Here is a 19,199-nt window from a genome sequence, read left to right as displayed (position 1 = left end):
GCCGATGTTTGAAACATCGGCTTTTTTATTATCTGAATCCTATTGAGCTTCACTTGCTGCTACTTCAGCATCCTCAACATCAGTATTCTTTTCATCTAAAATCGGTTTATCAATTGCATCAATAGCTGCCTGTTGTTCTGGCGATGTTTGAACTGATTCAACCTCTGCTGCTTGTTCAGCATTTTTTGCTTCTTCTTTTTTTGCACACGCTGTTAACATAACAGTTGGTGCTACCATTAAAGCAATAAGTGTTAACTTCAAATTCATTACAGCTTCCCATCATAACTGGTTAGTTTGATGACAATCATATTGCAACAATATGACATTTTTATGACTAAGACGAAATTTAATCAAAAAAAGAGCCGACTTTCATCGACTCAATTTTAGAATATATAACTAAATCAATTATTAATATTGATTTAACTAGTTAGCTTATGCACGCTCAAGCAAAACAGCAACGGCTGGTAGAGTTTTGCCTTCAACAAACTCCAAGAATGCACCACCACCCGTTGAGATATAGCCAATTTGATCAGCAACTTGATACTTATCAATCGCCGCTAATGTGTCACCACCGCCAGCGATAGAAAAACCAGCTGACTCAGCAATTGCTAAAGAAAGTGTCTTTGTCCCTTCACCAAACTGATCAACCTCAAACACACCGACAGGACCATTCCATAGAATCGTTTTAGATGACTTCAAGATTTCAGCAAATGATTTTGCAGTCTCAGGGCCAACATCTAGAATCATATCTGTATCAGCGACATCTTCAACTTTTTTCACAACTGCTTGTGCATTTGCCAAAGAACCTAAGAAATCTTCGAAATTGATTTGGCTTGCATCTGCAACCACAACATCAGTTGGTAAAGGTACGCTTACTTTGGCAGCGATTTGTTTTGCAGTCTCAACCAAATCCGCTTCGTACAATGATTTACCGACATTGAAACCAGCAGCAGCCAAGAAGGTGTTTGCAATACCACCACCCACAATCAACTGATCACAGATTGTAGAGAGTGAATTAAGTACATCTAGCTTAGTTGAAACTTTAGAACCAGCAACAATTGCAACCATTGGTTTTTCAGGTGTTTGCATCGCTCGACCAAGTGCATCTAACTCAGCAGCCAATAATGGACCCGCTGCAGCGATTGAAGCAAATCGTGCTGCACCTTCAGTTGATGCTTCGGCACGGTGTGCAGTTCCAAATGCATCCATCACAAATACATCACAAAGTGCAGCATATTTTTTAGCAAGCTCTTCGTTATTTTTCTTTTCACCATGATTGAAACGAACGTTTTCAAGTAAAACCACTTGCCCCGCTTCAACCTCTACACCCTCTAGGTAATCTGTAAATAGTTTTACTTCTTGCCCCAATGCTTTGGTTAAATAAGCTGCTACAGGCGCAAGCGATTGTTCTGGTTTTGGCTCACCTTCTACAGGACGACCAAGATGAGAAAACACCATCACAGCCGCGCCTTTCTCTAAAGCCGCTTTGATAGTAGGCAATGCAGCACGTAAACGTGCATCACTCGTAATTTCCCCATTTTTTACAGGAACGTTTAAGTCTTCACGAATAAGAACACGTTTACCTGCTAAATCAAGGTCAGTCATGCGCTGAAAATTCATGGATGGCTCTCTAGTTGATTTAAAAAACGGCACAATTTTAAATGATTATCAAAAATAAAGGTGAGTTTTTTTACAGAAAAGCTGCCGAAAGCGTCACTTTTGATTATGATAATGAGTACCACTGAATTTTTATAGAATTATGTCTATTCATCCAGATCCAAAAATCAATCGTTTGAACGTTCTCGGCGAGCCATTAGCAAGTTGTTGCTTTGACCCGATTACTGGTTATTTTCGCAATGGTTTTTGCCATACAGCGGTCAGTGATCTAGGCCAACACACCATGTGTGTGCAAATGACCTCAGATTTCTTAAATTTTTCTCAAAAAATGGGCAATGATTTGATTACACCTTTGCCTGAAATCGAATTCCCAGGTTTAAAACCAGGTGACTTTTGGTGCATTTGTGTGACGCGTTGGGTAGAAGCTTATCAAGCTGGTCACGCTCCGCCTGTGAAATTAAATGCTTGTCACAATGCTGTCTTGCACTACGTGCCTCTCAATGTGCTTGCGGAATATGCTGTCTAATGAATAGCTTGGAACTCATCTTGGCATCGAGTAGCCAAACCCGCAAAGAACTTATGGACCGTTTGCGATTGAACTATCATTGTATTTCACCCGATATTGATGAGTCAGCAAACGGTGAATTACATGCCGATGATCTGGCAAAACGTTTAGCTTATGAAAAAGCCCGTGTGATTGCAGAACAACATCCAAACGCAATTGTGATTGGTTCAGATCAAATCGCATGGCGAGAACATGCGCCTTATGATTTTATCGGGAAGCCACTCACTGTTGAAAATGCAATTCAACAGTTACAAGCCAACTCGGGTAACACCGTTTTTTTCAGCACTGGACTCAGTGTTCAACATATCCAATCTGGTTTTGAAACGACGCTAGTTCAACATTACCAAGTCAAATTTCGTCATCTGACACTCGGTGAAATTGAACGCTATATTGAAATTGATCAACCCTTGCATTGTGCAGGCAGTTTTAAGTGTGAAAGCTTGGGCATTAGCTTATTTGAAAAAATGCTTGGTGATGATCAAACCACGTTAATGGGTCTACCCATGATTCAGCTTTGTAAGATCTTACGTGAATTTGGGATAAATGCTCCCTAAACAGTCGCGAGTCGTTGCATTAGCCAGTTTTGAAAAGCAATTACACTCGGATGATTGAGATTTCGCTTAGGAATAACACTGTAATAACAAAGATTATCCATGCTCTCAATTTGAAAAGATTGACTCTCTAGCAACCAACCTTGAGTAACAGTTTGCTGGACTAAAATCTTACTCACATAGGCAACTCCTTGCCCTGCAAGTGCGGCTTGAATCACTTGATTCTCATCTTCAAAATACTCAAATGTAGAACAACCCTGACCAAATTGCTGTAATAAAGCTTCAGGCTGGTGATATCTTAACAGATCCTTATTTTTCCATTTAGTGATGAGCAACTTCATAGTCGAGGTTGCTGCGTCTTTATCACGCCAATATTGTTGTGTCGCAAATAAACCAAATTGGTCATTTATAATCTTGCTCACCTGAATATGTTTTTTATCAACAAAGCCATAACGAATCGCCATATCAAATTTTAGATCATGATCAATATCCATTAAGCGATCATCTGCTTTGACCTGCACTTCAATATCTGGATATTGTGTTTTAAAAACATGTAATTGAGGAACTAACCACATTGCCGCAAAAGCATTTGTGGTGCTGATGGTAATATGCTTGGAATATGTTGTGAGTTCTAATAGTGTTTGTTTCAATTCTGAGATTAATCGAATACTCACTTCAGCGAGCTTTTTACCCTCATCCGTCAAAGTTACGATCCTGAATCCTCGAATAAATAGCTTAATTCCTAACTCTTTTTCTAATTCACTAATCTGATGTGAAATCGCAGTGGGTGAAACATTTAATTCATGCGCTGCAGCTTTAAAACTACCTAACCGTGCAGTTGCCTCAAACACTTTTATACTATTTAGTGATGGTAATCGCTTCAACATCCTGTACTTCTTTAAAGATGAGAAAAACTCATCTTACACACAAATAATGTCATTTGTCAGCAGATTGCAAAATCCTCTACCTTGAAGATCTAGTAATCAAATCGAGTACAATTAAAATGACTAACTTATTACATATTGATGCCAGTGTCCGCTCATTCCTTGGCGAAGGTGAGAAACATAGTTCAATTTCTAAAATGTTAGGACATCTCTTTATCACTGATTGGAAAAAGCAACACCCTCATGATCCAATCACATATCGAGATCTAGCGGAAGATACACCAAATTTTATTTCCCAAGACTGGCTGGGAGCAGTATTTACCCCTGAAGAAAAAAGAACTCAAGTTCATAAAATGATACTAAGTGAATCTGATCAATATATCAATGAAGTCGCAATCGCAGATATCATCTTAATTACGACGCCCATGTATAATTATGGGATGCCTGCTGCCCTAAAAGCATGGTTTGATCAAATTATAAGAATCAATAAAACCTTTACTTTTGACTTAGCTAGAGGTGACTTTCCTTTGGCACCCATGTTTTCAAATAAAACCTTAATTTTACTCAATTCATGTGGAGAGTTTGGTTTTGGTGAAGGTGAACTTAGAGAACACATGAATCATCTGGGTACACACATCAAAGTGCTTAGTCATTACTTAGGTGTAAACCAATTCTTTGAGATTCGATCTGAATATCAGGAGTTCGGTGATCAGAGACATCTTGACTCCCTTAGTGCTGCAAAACATCAAGTTAGACAACTCGTTGTAGAGTTATCTCAGAATCAATCCAAAGCAAAACTAACTGCTTAAAGCTGATTAACATTTCAGCCAATTGTATGAACAGTGATGCCCCCTCACTCAAATATCTTCTTGAATGAGGGGAACCAACTTATTCTTCCACCGTAATCACTTTCTTCGGCAAAGCAAACCAAATGAATACAGTCAACACCAAAAAGAAGGTCGCTGCCACTTCTAATACAGCACGATGCGATTGACTAAAAGCATGTTGCGCCGCAGAAATCACTTGATCAGCAACGATTGGCGATACCTGTTTAGCTGCTTGCACAGCCTCACCAATCGAAGCACTAACTTGAGCCATCAATGATTGAGGAAGTTCGCTTGGTATTATGATTGCTTGCGCATAGAACCAAGAGAGCAATAACCCAAAGAAAGCAATACCGAAACCAGCACCAAGTTCATAGGCCATTCCTTCAATCGCACCAGCAGCACTCGCCTTGGTTGGTGGCACTGATGACATGATTGCAGAGGTAGACGCAAGCAAAGCAATCTCAACGCTCAATCCCAATGCTCCCATCCATGCCCAAGCTTGCAATTTTGCTTGCATAAAGTCTGTATTGGCTAATCCCCACAAACTGATAGCACTCATCAACATTCCAAGACTTGCTATTAAGCGTAGACCAAAGCGATTGACCAAAATACTAGCAATAGGTCCGCCTAAACTAAATGCCAACATGAAGGGTAAAATAAACATCCCTGCTGCCAATGGCGATAGCTCATAAACAAACTGCAACTCCTGAGAAATCAGTAATTCAAAACCAACCAAAGCCATCATTGAGACGACTGCCATCACCATACCTGTGGCAATCACAGGATGCTTAAATAATTGAATATCAATCATTGGTGATGTAGCCGTTAATTGTGTACGGATAAAACCTATTAATAAGCCAAAGCCCACAATAAACATCACAACCACACTCATACTGAAAGCATGCATTGCTGTTTTTACTGCATAAATGATGCACAAAATAGCAACCACCAGCACCAAGGCTTGTATTAAGTTTAAGCTTTGTTTAGGTTGTCCTTGCTGTTTTGGAATCACCCAGTAGGCCATGATCAATACCAATATAACGATTGGAATATTGATTAGAAATACGGCCCCCCAATGAAAATGCTCTAGTAAAAACCCACCAAATAAGGGACCGAAGGCTGCACCACCGCCCCCAACCGTCGTCCAAATACCTAGTGCAATATTGCGCTGTTTTTCATCCAAAAAGGTATTACGTACAGCTGAGAGCATCGCTGGTAAAATCATGGCCGCGCCCACAGCTAAAAGTGCTCTAGATGTGATCAACATCCAAGCTGTTGATGAAAATGCAGCCATCAATGATGCTAAACCAAAAAGAGCTGCACCGATCATCATTAAGCGTTTAAACCCAATGCGATCTCCTAACGCGCCCATCGGTAAAATGAGCCCAGCCATGACTAAAGAATAAATATCAATAATCCACAACAGCTCATTATTCGATAGTGACAACGCATCAATGAGTGTTGGCGCAGCAACGTGTAGGACTGTTGCATCTATAACAACGGGAAGATAGATCAATGCGATGATTGCAAGAATTAACCACTTGCGTGACATAAAATGCCTCTAAATTTGGACAGATGTTCAATTTCAGCTATTATAATCAAAATTGAACACTTGTCCAATTTTAAAATTTAAGTTAGTTTGTTGCAGCTTCCGCTACAATTTCATCGGATTTTTAGAAATGGCCTATTTAAATCGAGAACAACGTCGTGAAATGATTCTTCAAGCTGCAATGCAAGTTGCCTTGAACGAAGGATTCTCGGCAATGACTGTGCGTCGTATTGCAACCGAAGCTCAAACGTCAACAGGACAAGTGCATCATCACTTTGCTTCTAGTTCTCATTTAAAAGCCGAAGCATTTATTAAACTGATGCAACAATTAGATGAAATCGAAAATCAAGTAACGACCAACAGCTATTTACAGCGTCTATCCTTGTTTTTAGGTTGTGAAAATATTGAGCAAATTCAACCCTATCTGCGCCTATGGAATGAAGCTGAAGTTCTCATTGAGCAAGACCAAGAAATCAAGAATGCATACAACATCGCGATGCAAGATTGGCATCAATCCATAGTTGCTATGATTGATGAAGGAAAAGATAAGGGAGAGTTTAAATTCGATTCAAAGAGTCGAGACATTGCTTGGCGATTGATCGCATTTGTATGTGGTCTAGAAGGGATTTATAAACTCGGCCTCAATGGTTTAAATGAAGCCGATTTTAAACGCCATGTAGAAGCGATTATTCAGGCGGAGCTATATACTTAAATTAATGATCGTGGGCATGTAGCTCGTGATCCTCAACACCCTCATCCATACCTTGAACAATTCCACGACCATTTTTGATTTCAGCAGTATAATTTCCCTTATCTGTATAAATCTGCATGATCGTGTACTGATCTTTTTGGCTTTGGGTTATGGTAAAGAAATTTAGCTCAGGATTTCCTTGCTGAAATCGACCATGCCACCGCAAAATATCATCATCAATCTTTTCAATTTCAACTATTTCCCCACTACGATTCAAACCATATTCAAGCATTTGAAATCGGACTTCATCACCGATTTTTTTGGTTTCAATGATATTTTGATCATAGCGAATCGCCATACCTTTGCCACTTTTTGCCAACGGTAAAAGAGTATTCGCCTCTAAGTCACCAGCCTGAATTTCATGAAATAAAACCGTTTCTTTCGCAGCTTTCTCTAACTCTGTCTTTGATAGTGTTAAATTGTGACGCGGATAAATTGAATCGGTTCGGTTAAAGGATTCCTGCTCTTTCGTTACAGCATTGTCTTGAACTAATGCTTTAACATTATTGGGTTTCAGGAAAATTAATAAAGTAGCAATCACGATGAACGTGACTGCTAGCAAAAGTAAAATTTTAGAGTGCTTCATATGATTGAAATCACTTAATTATATTGAGAAATACGAACAGCGTTGGCATTAATGACACTTACTGCATCTTTTTTACCTTCCTCGCCTAAACGTACTCCGTACTTAGGATTATAGAGATAAGGGCTTGAATAAAAGTTTAAATTATTTCCACCTAAAGCTGTGCTACCAAGCGGATGTGTAAAGCCCGAACCAATCTGACTTGAATCACCATGATATAGACCTAAATTATGGCCAATTTCATGACGCATTGCAGCTACTGAACAACCTGAAATGTCGTTTGTACCAATCATATTGTAGGCACTTGCATTTACATAAGCCCAACCACAACCACCATTCCCTGGCTCATTCCCTTGATAATAAACGCCATCTGCCAATACACGTTTACGTTCAGTTTGTACGGTTGTATCAGAACGACCAATGCTCAGAACAGCAGTTAATGTATCCCCTGGAATTTTATAGGTAATATAGCCAGTTTTGCGCAAATAGAACTTTGCAGATGAGTTTTCAGCCGTAACATTTGTTAAGCTTAATCCTTCAATCATACGAAGTTTTGCAGCACTTTCTCCCAAGATCGTTGAAACCTCTGGACTATTTACAAACAACATATCAATTGTATGGCTATCAGCAGCCCATCCTTGCTGCGTATAAACAAATCGGCGTGTTTCACCATTTTGCAGAACAGTTGAAAGCCCGTTAGATGCCAAAATGAAGCTGTTTGAATCTGCAGTTGAGGCCAAAATTACTTTATCTCCAATCTGAGCACTCGCAGGTAGATTGATTGATTGTCTCCAATTACTATTCGACACTTTCACCTTTAAAGTTGGTTCAGTCATGTTCGGTAGGACAGATGCAATGTTTGAGGTACTTTCAATATTCTTTATCGGCGCAGACATTAGCACCCAATGCCCTTTATCACTTACATACATGAACTCATATTGATCTCCTGTTTTGAGCATCAAAGAAGCACTGCTATTAATGTTGGTGTTATTGATTTTGGCTGTCCAAGTTGCGGTGGACTTTACTATGATTCGATCTCGGTCATTCGCAGTGGATGGTAAAGTAAAATTAGCGACCCAGTTTGCATTGGCAAAATTTACTTCCGTTACCGGTGCCGAGACTGCATTCAAATTTGTTCCAATATCTTTTACATTGAGTTTAATCGGTTTAATGAATTCTGGTACCCACTTTTGTAATGCTGAATTGTACTTAAACCAATACTCACTACCATTCTGCAAATTAAAACTACTTGGAAACAGTAAATTATTCGTCGCAATCATTGATGGATATGTGGCCGTTGAAGTAACTTGAACTAATGTTCCATCATTAACATTAGTTGGTAACGCGATTGTTTGTGCCCATTTACCATCAGCTAATGAAATATGTTGTAACTTAGCACTAGTAAGTGTGATTTCTTCAAATGGCATACCATTGGTTGGGCTCACAGCACTCAATTGCGCCACCCATTTTTTTTGATTGCCATCATAAGTAAACTGAAACACATCACCACTTTGAATTTCGAGTACTTCAATCGGTAGATTTGTATTGGAAGTATCTAGATAGCTCTTCCAACCTGCACTCGATTGAATCGTAATTTTATCTTGGTGATTGGCTGTATTTGGCAAATAAATATTTTTGACCCAATTACCGTTTGCCAAAACAAACTTTAAATCTGCGTAACCACTTGGAATACTTCCACTATTGTTAAGTTGATTTGGAGATAATGTGGTTGAAGCATACACTGCTGAAGCTGCAATTAGACTTGCAAAACAAATCGCTTTAATTCCAAATTTCATTTTCACCTTTCCTTTTAAGTATATTTTTTGCACAACAAACACTACCAAACCAAATCAGACTTATCAATTGTTTTAAAATTTTTCCGATTAAATATCATATATTTATTTTTATCACAATTTAACAAAAAGCTATTAAACAAATCAAAAAAATACGTAATAAGTAGGAGTGGCTTTATAAATTTGAGTTTAAACCATATCACATCAAAGTTTAAAATATGATCGAGAACCAAGACTCAAAGATCATTAAAACTCATTAACAGTTCTAAATAATATAACTAAATACCCAACTCTATTCTGGAAAAAAATGTTCTTAGATATTACATAAAAAAAGATGGTTTAGAACCATCCTTTTCTTCCCTTTAAGACTTGATCTGCACATCTTAAAGCTTCTTGGCTCAAACCCCATAAGCGGTAATCACCTGTTGCGGAGGTAATATTAAAATTATGTGTGTAAGCAAAACTGAGCTCTCGATCGGAATCGCACCATGCACCAGAACCATTAAAGCCAACATGACCAAAACCGTGTGGTGCACGTTTTCCCATAGTAAGAATTCGGTGATAACCCAAACGCCAATGCATTGGGATTGGCATAACACGATCTCGTCCTTTCGATTGTACAGTCCCTAACTGCTTGAAAATTTCAGGCTTGATCAACTGTTCACCATTCCACAGACCTTTATTAGCAAGCATAGCGTAAACTCTAGCTAAGCTATCGGCAGTGAATACACCATTTGCAGCAGGAATAACGGCCTGCAAACCAGCATCACTAAAAAAGCTGAAATTACCCATTCCTTTTGGAATCATTGCATCTTTGAAATCTTGTGGACTTTGTCCTGATAACTCTAACAGTTTTTCTGATAATGACGGTTTTCGTGTTTGAGTACTTTTTCTATTTTCAGATTTCGAAGCAACAGAAGTTTTAGGTTTGGATATTAAACGAGCTACACGATCCAATTCAGAACTTGGAACACCAAAATACGCTCCATTTAATCCAAGTGGTTGCACCAAATAACGTTGCATTAGCCAGCTCAATGGTTGCTTGGCTGCCTTTTCAATCACACCACCAAGAATCCAACCATAGGTCAATGGTTGATAAGCAAAGCCTTTCCCAGCGGCAAAGCGCGGTGTAGCTTTGGCTATTACATCCAGCATATGCGACCAATCGAGCATTTCTGTTGCTGTCTCGATGAGATTTCGAATATCAAATAAACCTGTCTGGTGAGATAGGACATGTCTTAAAGTAATATATTGCTTTCCATTTTGAGCAAATTCCGGCCAATATTTTGCAATCGGCTCATCATAATCAAGCAAACCTTCACTCACTAAAATATGAGCAAGTGTAGCTAAAATTCCTTTGCCAGTTGAATAACACATAGCCAAAGTATCAGACTGCCAATCTTCTTCTTGTGATTTTTTACCTGTAAATATATCGACAACTTTTTGACCTTGAAAATAGACAACTAAAGCTGCTCCACCCTGATGGCTTCTTGCATATTGAAATCGGCTAAATTGAGTTGCTAAATCTAGGAATCGTTCATCAACAGTGCCATGATAGTTTTGAGTATTGGCCAAAAGGAATTCTTTAATCAAAGTACGCATCCTTATAATCATTTTATTGTAAGACAATCTCTCCTGCGAACACAAGAGATGTAAATCTAAGGAATTAATTAAAGCTTAAATTGCTTTTACTGTTCCAGCGACATGTGGCTTTTTAGATTTCAAATTACGTATCAAAAATTCAGTTTGCTTCGCTTCATTCGCTGTTAAAAACTCAACTGTTGATGGTAAATACATTGGTAATTTAAACCACACATCCGCTTCATAAGCTGATGGCAATTCAATACTAGCTAATGCTTTTGCCTTACTCCACATACCATGCGCAATTGCTTGTTTAAAACCGAATGCTTTCGCAGTCACAGCATGAATATGAATCAGGTTAAAATCACCTGAAATTACGGCATAACGGCGACCTGTATTTTCAGAAATATTCCATTCAGCTTGTGGCTGATAAGCTGGCTCTTTGGTTTCTTTCACTTTCTCAGCAGCTTTTTTCTCAGTTTTTTGGCGAGATAAGTAAGTGGTTAGACTTTCCATCACCACTTCACCACCTACTTTTGCAGTTGTGATGAAATCAAACTGCAAGCCTTTATCATGTGGTTGCAACTCACCAAATTTACATGACAATGTAATTTGTTCATCTACACCAATTTTGCGTGTTTGTTTGATCTGGTTACGAATATGCACCAAACCTAAAATCGCAAATGGGAACGCTTCACTCGTCATCATGTGCATTTGCAAGCTTTGAGATAATACTGCCAAGTAAATTGCAGGTACGAATCCATCATTTTTAAAACCACAAATTTCGTTGTAGGTTTCTAAATGTTTTGTATCAATCTTGAGTGTATCAACCACATATTCAACTTGTGGCAAAACTTTTTCACCTTTCGGCTTTTTGAAAATTAAACCTTGGATAACTTTTGGATAAGCTAAATAAGGTTTTGGTAATTGACTAAAATGACGTGTATTCATAATAAACCTTTCTATATTTTTATAAAAAAGGGATGCGCTAGCACCCCTCTTCAAAACCTTAATGCTTAAGCACCTAACAAGCTTTGACCACAAACGCGTACAACGTTACCAGTCACACCTGTTGAACCGGTTGATGCATACCAAGCGATCGCTTCAGCGACATCTACAGGCAAACCGCCTTGATTCATTGAGTTCATACGACGACCTGCTTCACGAATCGCAAAAGGAATCGCAGCAGTCATTTGAGTTTCAATAAAACCTGGTGCAACAGCATTGATGGTAATGCCATTCTTTAATGTAGGCGCAGTGAACTTCACCAAACCAATTACACCCGCTTTGGAAACAGCATAGTTGGTTTGACCTAAGTTACCAGCGATACCACTGATAGATGATACACAAACGATACGACCATTTGCATTTAAACCATCATTAGAAAGTAAGTAATCGTTAACGCGCTCAATTGCTGATAAGTTAATGTTGATTACAAGATCCCAAAGCTCAGGCTTCATATTTGCCAAAGTTTTGTCACGAGTAATACCAGCGTTGTGAACAATCACGTCCAAACCACCCTGCTTGGCAGCAGCAGTTTTAATTTTTTCACCCGCATCCGCAGCAGTGATGTCAATTGCCAATACTGAACCACCAATTGAACCAGCAACACGCTCTAAATCAGCTTGTTGTTGTGGAACATCTAAGCAAATTACATGCGCGCCATCACGAGCAAGCACTTGTGCAATTGCCTCACCGATACCACGGCTTGCACCTGTAACTAGCGCAGTTTTACCTGCCAATGGTTTTGCCCAGTCAATATCTACAACATCTGCTTTTGAAACACGAATCACTTGACCCGATACGTAAGCTGAACGTGGGGAAATTAGGAAACGTAACGTAGATTCTAGATTCGCTTCAGCACCTTGATCAACATATACAACTTGAGCAGTAATACCTTTTTTAAATTCTTTACCAACAGATTTGACAAAACCTTCAAGTGCGCGTTGTGCAATTGCTTGTTTTACTGTTTTAGCCGTTTCAGGTGTAGTACCAACAACGATAACTCGACCCGAACTTGAAATTTGACGAGCGATTGGATTAAAGAAATCATACAACGCTTTAAGCTGTTCAGAATCCTGAATACCAGAAGCATCGAATACAACTGCTTTAAATTTTGACTCTTTGTCATCTGCATTTAATGGACGAAGATTCAAACCTACTTTTGCAGCTGTTTGTTGTAATTCAACATTGTTTCCTACGTAGCTATCCGCATGAATATTACTAAGAACCTGAGCAATCGCAGCAGAATTTGTACTTGAAGGTGCTGCGCCAAGCAATACTGCACCATTCACAACAGGTTGAGCATTTTCAAAACGATCTAGAACTACAGGTGATGGTAAGCCTAGATTTTTTACAACAAATTTACCCAAAGGTGATTGTGTAAATGCTTGGTATTGATCGGTCATGGTTATTATCTCTCATACAAATGAATTTTTTACAAACAAGTGATTTTTGTTTGGTATATAACATAAAATTAATGTTTGATTGACTCATAGCAAATCATACTTGAGTTCATGTCTAGATGTCTTGACCTGAATGTGGTCTAAAGCGTCATTCTAGTCAATACAGCAATATTTGAAATATGCTATGGTTATATTAAGAATATCCCTATTATGCTTGGAAAAGCCTTATGAGCAAAACAACTCAAGAAAATCCAGCAGTCGAGAATTCTGCTGAAGAGAATGTGTCAAATACATCAAAAGCAACTTCGACTAGAAGTAAAAGTACGAGCACAACTCCTAAAGCAGCAAGTACGGCAACTAAAACGACTCGCACTCGTTCAACTAGTAGCCGTAGCACCAAAAGCACTGCTTCTTCTGCAACCACAAAAGCAGCTACAGCTAAAACAACCAAACCTTCTGTTCAACAGGATAAAACCATGAGCAAAAACACCGTTCGTCGTGTAGCCATTATCGGCGGTAACCGTATTCCTTTCGCTCGCTCTAACGGCGCATATTTCACAGCTTCGAACATCGACATGTTTACTGCTGCGTTAAACGGTTTGGTTGAGCGTTTCAACCTACAAGGTCAGCGCTTAGGTGAAGTTGTTGCTGGTGCAGTATTAAAACACAGCCGTGACTTCAACATGACTCGTGAGTGTGTTTTAAACACTCAACTTGCTCCTGAAACTCCAGCTTGTGATCTTCAACAAGCTTGTGGTACTGGTTTGCAAGCAGCATTCCAAGTCGCAAACAAAATTGCTTTAGGTCAAATCGAAGTGGGTATCGCTGGTGGTGTTGATACAACATCTGATGCTCCAATCGCTTTCGGTGATGGTTTACGTAAAGCTTTGCTTGAACTTAACATCGCTAAAACTGGTAAAGATCGTTTAAAAGCTTTATCTAAAATCAACATTAAAGATCTTATGGATGCGCCTAAAAATGGTGAGCCACGTACTGGTTTGTCTATGGGTGATCACCAAGCAATTACTGCTCTTGAGTGGGGTATTGCACGTGAAGATCAAGACGCTTTAGCTGCTTCTTCTCACCAAAAAATGGCGAAAGCATACGAAGAAGGTTTCTTCGATGACCTAATTACACCATTCCTAGGTTTAAGCCGTGACAACAACTTACGTGCTGACTCTACAGCTGAGAAATTAGCTAAATTAAAACCTGTATTTGGTAAAGGCGAAGCTGCAACGATGACAGCGGGTAACTCTACTCCACTTACTGATGGTGCATCATGTGTACTTTTAGCCTCTGAAGAATGGGCTAAAGCAAATGGTCACGAAGTTCTTGCTTACCTAACTTTCTCTGAAACAGCTGCAGTTGATTTCGTTGGTAAGAAAGAAGGCTTATTGATGGCGCCTGCTTATGCAGTTCCGCGTATGCTTGAGCGTGCTGGTCTTAAACTTCAAGATTTCGACTACTATGAAATCCACGAAGCATTTGCATCACAAGTTCTTTCTACTTTGAAAGCATGGGAAGATGAAAAATTCTGTAAAGAGCGTTTAGGTTTAGATGCACCTTTAGGTTCGATTGATCGTAGCAAGTTAAACGTTAAAGGTTCTTCTTTAGCTGCTGGTCATCCATTCGCTGCTACTGGTGGTCGTATCATCGCAACTGCTGCGAAGATCTTAAACCAAAAAGGTTCAGGTCGTATCTTAGTTTCGATCTGTGCTGCTGGTGGTCAAGGTGTAACGGCTATTATTGAAAAATAACTGCTAGCCTGACACAAAAAGGGATTAAATCTTTGGATTTAATCCCTTTTTTATTATAATTATGATTAAATAAACCAATATCTATAAAAATATAGCACATGCAGTCATTTCTATTTGATCAACTCTTTTACATTGGTACTTGGCATCCAATATTCTTGATCATGCTATTTGCTTTTGGATTCTATCTAGCAGAGCTATCATTTAAAAAGGCTCTAGTTATACGCCCTATTCATCACTTTAAAACTGGAAAAAGATTATTCAATAGTTCTTTTGGTGCTTCGCTATCTTTTTTAATAACTTATGCTCTTAATTTCAATTTTATTTTCTACCTAACGTTTTGTATTTTTGTTCCTTATATCTTAGTAAGTAAAACGTATCATCAAGCACAAAATGGATATTAAAACATGTGGTTATTCATCATAAATATCTTCCTATTTTTGGGGCTATGTTTTGTTCTACGTAAGCGTCCGCTGAATCCCATACCTATTTTTTAATTCGATTTAGGTTTCCAGCAGTGCGGCAGCAATTCTTCAATTTGGGTCACTTTGTGTGTCGGTAACCTTTTCAGCACATCACTTAAATAGGCATACGGATCCAAGCCATTCAGCTTTGCTGACTGGATTAAAGTCATGATGTTTGCCGCTCGCTGACCACTGCGCAGCGAACCTGCAAACAGCCAGTTCTTGCGTCCCAACGCCCAGGGACGCATCTGATTCTCTACCCAATTGTTGCATATCGGTAGATTGCCATCATCCAGATAGCGGCTTAAGGCTGGCCAACGCTTCAGAGTGTAATTGATAGCCTTGGCGGTGGGAGAACTCGATGGCACTGTCAGATGATGTTGGTTGAGCCATTCATATAGTTGTTGCATCACTGGTTGACTATGCTGTTGTCGGTATTCGCGGCGGTCTTCCGCTGTACCATCGGTCTTTTTCCTGAGTTCTGCTTCTATCGCATACAGTTTCTGAATCAGCACTAAGGCCTGTTCAGCAACCTGACTTTTCCCAGTTACATGCAGTTCATGGAATTTACGACGTGCATGGGCCATGCACCCCACCTCAATCACCTGGCCTGATTTAAAACGTGCTTTATAACCACTGTAATCATCACAGACTAGATAGCCCTGCCAGCCTTTCAAGAACTCTTCAGCATGCTGGCCTGAACGACTATCCTGAAAGTCATAGATCACCGCCTGAACTGGATTATACTGTGTGGTGGCATAGGCCCAGACATAACCTTTCTTCGGTTTTTTATTATTCTCACCCATCCGCATGATGGTGACCGGTGTTTCATCTGCATGCAGCACCCGCTGTTGCAGCACCACCTCTTTTAAGGCATTGGCCAGAGGTTCCAGTTCTACACCGCAGCGACCTATCCAGTCAGATAAAGTTGATCTAGACAGTTCGATGCCAGCCCGCTGATAGATCAGGCGCTGACGGTACAGCGGCAAATGATCGGCATACTTCGATACCAGCACATGGCTGAGCAATTCAGGTGAAGCAATGCCTTTATCAATCACATAGGCGGGCATCGCTTGCTGAGTTAGAGTGTCACACTGATCACAGACCCATTTACCACGCACATGCTGTTCCTTATAGAACTGTGCCGGTCTGAAATGCAGTTTTTCACTGACATCTTCGCCGATACGACGGAGTTGGCAGCCACAAGCACATTGGGTTGATGCAGGTTCATGCTCAATACGGATGGTGTGTAGATGATCTGGCAGTGGTCGACGTTTAGGTTTATTGGTTTTGGCTTTCTGTGTCGCTGCATTGGTTTTATCTGCATTTAGCCGTTCCAGTTCTAGATCAACCGCGGCAATATCTTCTTCAACCGCTTCATCCCACAGATGGATTTGTTTTGCCGTTAAGTGTTCATTCTTTTGGGCGAATTTGTGCTTTTTAAACAGCGCCAGTTCATGCTCGTATTTTTGATTGAGAATAGAAAGATGTTGAACTTTGGCATCCAATTGTTGGTTTGATTGTGCTAGAGACTGATGCTGCAGCGCCAACTGCCTGGTGAATTCCAGCAGTTGTTCATGGGTCAGTTGGCTTAAGTCAGGCAGCGTATTCATGACCGCAGTATGCCTGAGGTCATGAGAAGAATGAAATAGAACGTTTGGAGAATAGCAGAATGGTCGAGCCTGGTTTAAAGCATCGTCACCACCTGCTGTCGTCCAATGCGCTGCCAGGGCAAACCTTGGATCAGTGCCTGTAACTGTTCCGGGCTGAGGGCCACGGTTTCACCTTGGTGAACTTGAGCCCAGTGAAATTTGCCCTGTTCCAGCCGCCGGGCACACAGCCAGATGCCCAATCCATCATGTACCAGCACTTTCATGCGATGGCCACGTTTATTACAGAACAGGTAAGCACAATGCGGTTTGATGTAGCCAAAGGCTCTCACCACCTGAGCCATGGTCGTATCCATACCTGCACGCATGTCCATGGGCTGAGTAGACAACCAGATTTCATCAATGCGGATCATGTTGCAAGTGCCTTGAGTAATTCTGCCAAGGCAGGTATTTCTGATGTCTGCCATTTTAGCTGAATATCATTATTCGTATGAGGCACGGTGATACACAACGTGATCCTCTCATCAATAGGTTGGCTGATTGCAGCAGTGTAAGGCAAAGCAATAAATGCTGGATTCACATGAGTAGGATCCTGCACGGCACCCTCATGATGGCTGAAGATCCTGATCCAACGACTGACAAGGTTGGCATTAATACTATGTTGCAGTGCGACCGAAGCGATCGAGGTATTAGGATTTTTGCAGGCATTGACAATACTGAGTTTGAATTCTTTGCTGTATTTTCGGCGTTTTTTAGCAACAGGAGGTGTTGCTGAATATATATCCATGTTCATGGATTAAGTCCCCACTTGTTTTTAGGTGGGAACTAAATTAAGGCTTATAGGATCGCTTGGTAAGGCTGTGTTAGCCGGATGCTTACTGTTCTACTCCATTTCTTAGCTGGTGAAGAACAACATTTATCTATTATTATATTTTTGGCTATTTGTCTTTGGGGAGTAAGTTTCTTTGTTTCTGCTTTACATCTAGCTAATAAAATTCATTCTTAGGTTATTTAGCTCTTTTAAACTTCACGTAATAATCATTCAAAATTTTGATCATTTGTTTCAACTCTTTGAGATTTTCTTCTGTATTCCCCAAGCGTTCAACAAAACATTGCGAATGAATTTCTAAATCAATTTTTTCATTTATCTGTGGACTGATTTCAAACAACTTTGCCAAATCATCAAAGTGATCTAATTTTCGATTTGAAAAATACTCAAGGCGAAAACCCAATTCATTCAGTTTTACACCATTTAATATAGTGCCATGTTCCGTATCAAAGGCTAAAGCATGCTCTTTCAAAAACAATTGTTCTGGTGTTTCTTTTGAGCTTTTGAATAAACTAGATAACTGACTTAACATGAGTTGTTCACATCACAATATTTACTAAAGTATTTAAGCTGCAAAACAATCATGAATGCAACAACCAAATGATACAAAAAAGCACCTTCTTAAAGGTGCTTTTTCAAAGCTTATTGTCCGTACTGTTTCTTTAGATATTCAACAATTTTAGCTGATTCAAACATTTTCACACCCGTGTTCGGATCAACCAAATATGGAACCTGAATATCACGCCCCATGATTTCAACAGTCTTTTCACGCTTACCATTTGGCAATGGAATATATTTTCCTGGTTTTAACCGCAAAACCGCAGGTCCCATATCTTGCCAGCGCTCTTTCGGTACATTATGTAAAACATAAGGCAATTCTAATTCACACAATACTTCACGAACCAAACGTGTATATGGACTCGCCTCAAAGCTCCACAGCTCTAAAAGCTGTTCTGGCGCTGGACGATGAGTAATTTTCTTATTAATCCAAACACCACGAGCTGCATTTGCAACAGTAGCCAAAGTCGAAACATACGGTAATTTAGGATAGCTACTATATTTTTTTGGAGTTTGCCCCGTTTTTCCATAATGCTTAAATAAATGATGAATAATGTCTTGTGATTCGTATAACTGATCACCCGTATTTTCATCAATTAAAAATGGAAACTGCTTTTTCCCACCTTTTTGTTTTACGATTTGGCGGTATTTTTCACCACCTTTTGGACACGGATAAATTTCAACATCTAAATTTAAGAGTGTAATCACTTCACGTACACGTCTGCAAAATGGCGAACCTTCAAATTCATATAGCTTGATTGGTTTTTCAGGCTGTTGGGGAAATGGTGTTCCTGACACACCACGCCCACCTTCGATAAGTGTTGCAGCTACTGATTGTAAAACTTTAAATTGATGGCTCACCATTTTAAGCATACTTT

The 19,199-nt window shown here is 39.7% G+C and carries 19 protein-coding genes; 5 read left to right on the top strand and 14 right to left on the bottom strand.

Features of this window, described 5'->3' with window-relative positions:
- Positions 1 to 39: 39 nt before the first annotated feature.
- Together F927_RS06665 and F927_RS06660 are read right to left on the bottom strand one after the other, a co-directional pair.
- Positions 40 to 267, bottom strand: coding sequence for a hypothetical protein (locus F927_RS06665; protein WP_005082755.1), 228 nt, complete (start codon positions 265 to 267; stop codon positions 40 to 42).
- Positions 268 to 432: 165 nt separating this feature from the next.
- Entirely contained in the window at positions 433 to 1,620 is a 1,188-nt protein-coding gene (locus F927_RS06660) for a phosphoglycerate kinase (RefSeq protein WP_004639394.1), read from the bottom strand.
- Positions 1,621 to 1,759: 139 nt separating this feature from the next.
- On the opposite strand from F927_RS06660, the gene F927_RS06655 reads away from it, so the two are divergent.
- Positions 1,760 to 2,143, top strand: coding sequence for a DUF2237 family protein (locus F927_RS06655; protein ID WP_004639395.1), 384 nt, complete (start codon positions 1,760 to 1,762; stop codon positions 2,141 to 2,143).
- Complete coding sequence (locus tag F927_RS06650) at positions 2,143 to 2,736, top strand: Maf family protein (protein WP_005082751.1); 594 nt, start codon at positions 2,143 to 2,145, stop codon at positions 2,734 to 2,736. Before F927_RS06655 ends, F927_RS06650 begins: the two co-directional genes overlap by 1 nt.
- On the opposite strand, the gene F927_RS06645 is transcribed toward F927_RS06650, so the two are convergent.
- Positions 2,733 to 3,620, bottom strand: coding sequence for a LysR family transcriptional regulator (locus F927_RS06645; RefSeq protein ID WP_005082749.1), 888 nt, complete (start codon positions 3,618 to 3,620; stop codon positions 2,733 to 2,735). The two genes, F927_RS06650 and F927_RS06645, sit on opposite strands and share 4 nt — an antisense overlap.
- Positions 3,621 to 3,736: 116 nt before the next feature.
- On the opposite strand from F927_RS06645, the gene F927_RS06640 reads away from it, so the two are divergent.
- Complete coding sequence (locus F927_RS06640; RefSeq protein WP_005082747.1) at positions 3,737 to 4,426, top strand: FMN-dependent NADH-azoreductase; 690 nt, start codon at positions 3,737 to 3,739, stop codon at positions 4,424 to 4,426.
- 79 nt (positions 4,427 to 4,505) lie between these two features.
- Here the strand turns inward: F927_RS06640 and F927_RS06635 are convergent, their stop codons facing one another.
- Positions 4,506 to 5,996: a SmvA family efflux MFS transporter gene (locus F927_RS06635; protein ID WP_005082745.1), complete on the bottom strand. Its 1,491-nt coding sequence runs from the start codon at positions 5,994 to 5,996 to the stop codon at positions 4,506 to 4,508.
- A 127-nt stretch (positions 5,997 to 6,123) separates the two neighbouring features.
- Between F927_RS06635 and F927_RS06630 the strand changes: the two genes are divergently transcribed.
- Positions 6,124 to 6,705, top strand: coding sequence for a TetR family transcriptional regulator (locus F927_RS06630; protein ID WP_005082743.1), 582 nt, complete (start codon positions 6,124 to 6,126; stop codon positions 6,703 to 6,705).
- Between the two features lies 1 nt (position 6,706).
- Here F927_RS06630 and cpaB read toward each other — a convergent pair whose 3' ends face one another.
- The 5 genes from cpaB to F927_RS06605 all read right to left on the bottom strand — a co-directional run bounded on the left by cpaB (position 6,707) and on the right by F927_RS06605 (position 13,109).
- A complete protein-coding gene (gene cpaB, locus F927_RS06625; RefSeq protein ID WP_005082741.1) occupies positions 6,707 to 7,330 on the bottom strand; it encodes a metalloprotease secretion chaperone CpaB in 624 nt (207 codons plus the stop codon).
- 14 nt (positions 7,331 to 7,344) lie between these two features.
- A complete protein-coding gene (gene cpaA, locus F927_RS06620; RefSeq protein WP_005082738.1) occupies positions 7,345 to 9,123 on the bottom strand; it encodes a metalloendopeptidase CpaA in 1,779 nt (592 codons plus the stop codon).
- Between the two features lie 336 nt (positions 9,124 to 9,459).
- Positions 9,460 to 10,713 carry a serine hydrolase domain-containing protein gene (locus F927_RS06615; RefSeq protein WP_005082736.1) on the bottom strand — a complete coding sequence of 418 codons (1,254 nt, stop codon included), beginning with the start codon at positions 10,711 to 10,713 and terminating at the stop codon, positions 9,460 to 9,462.
- Between the two features lie 84 nt (positions 10,714 to 10,797).
- Entirely contained in the window at positions 10,798 to 11,652 is an 855-nt protein-coding gene (locus F927_RS06610) for a MaoC family dehydratase (protein ID WP_005082734.1), read from the bottom strand.
- A gap of 65 nt (positions 11,653 to 11,717) precedes the next feature.
- Positions 11,718 to 13,109: a 3-oxoacyl-ACP reductase gene (locus tag F927_RS06605; protein WP_005082733.1), complete on the bottom strand. Its 1,392-nt coding sequence runs from the start codon at positions 13,107 to 13,109 to the stop codon at positions 11,718 to 11,720.
- Between the two features lie 224 nt (positions 13,110 to 13,333).
- Between F927_RS06605 and F927_RS06600 the strand changes: the two genes are divergently transcribed.
- Positions 13,334 to 14,863 (top strand): acetyl-CoA C-acetyltransferase, encoded by a 1,530-nt coding sequence (locus F927_RS06600; RefSeq protein WP_005082731.1) that lies wholly within the window; start codon positions 13,334 to 13,336, stop codon positions 14,861 to 14,863.
- 490 nt (positions 14,864 to 15,353) lie between these two features.
- Here the strand turns inward: F927_RS06600 and F927_RS06590 are convergent, their stop codons facing one another.
- From F927_RS06590 to F927_RS06570, 5 genes are all read right to left on the bottom strand, one after another.
- Positions 15,354 to 16,937, bottom strand: a complete 1,584-nt coding sequence (locus F927_RS06590; protein ID WP_005080579.1) for an IS66-like element ISAba25 family transposase — start codon at positions 16,935 to 16,937, stop codon at positions 15,354 to 15,356.
- Between the two features lie 74 nt (positions 16,938 to 17,011).
- Positions 17,012 to 17,347: an IS66 family insertion sequence element accessory protein TnpB gene (tnpB, locus tag F927_RS06585; RefSeq protein WP_000618091.1), complete on the bottom strand. Its 336-nt coding sequence runs from the start codon at positions 17,345 to 17,347 to the stop codon at positions 17,012 to 17,014.
- Positions 17,344 to 17,727, bottom strand: coding sequence for a transposase (locus F927_RS06580; protein WP_001055585.1), 384 nt, complete (start codon positions 17,725 to 17,727; stop codon positions 17,344 to 17,346). The genes tnpB and F927_RS06580 overlap by 4 nt, the downstream gene beginning before the upstream one ends.
- 214 nt (positions 17,728 to 17,941) lie before the next feature.
- The gene (locus tag F927_RS06575) at positions 17,942 to 18,295 is read right to left on the bottom strand and encodes a hypothetical protein (protein ID WP_005082727.1); all 354 of its coding nucleotides are present in this window, start codon (positions 18,293 to 18,295) and stop codon (positions 17,942 to 17,944) included.
- A gap of 110 nt (positions 18,296 to 18,405) precedes the next feature.
- Positions 18,406 to 19,194 (bottom strand): glutathione S-transferase N-terminal domain-containing protein, encoded by a 789-nt coding sequence (locus F927_RS06570; protein ID WP_005082726.1) that lies wholly within the window; start codon positions 19,192 to 19,194, stop codon positions 18,406 to 18,408.
- Between the last annotated feature and the right edge of the window lie 5 nt (positions 19,195 to 19,199).

Origin of the sequence: Acinetobacter haemolyticus CIP 64.3 = MTCC 9819, assembly GCF_000369065.1 — a bacterium.
GTDB lineage: Bacteria > Pseudomonadota > Gammaproteobacteria > Pseudomonadales > Moraxellaceae > Acinetobacter > Acinetobacter haemolyticus.
This window is presented reverse-complemented; position numbering and strand designations above follow the sequence as displayed.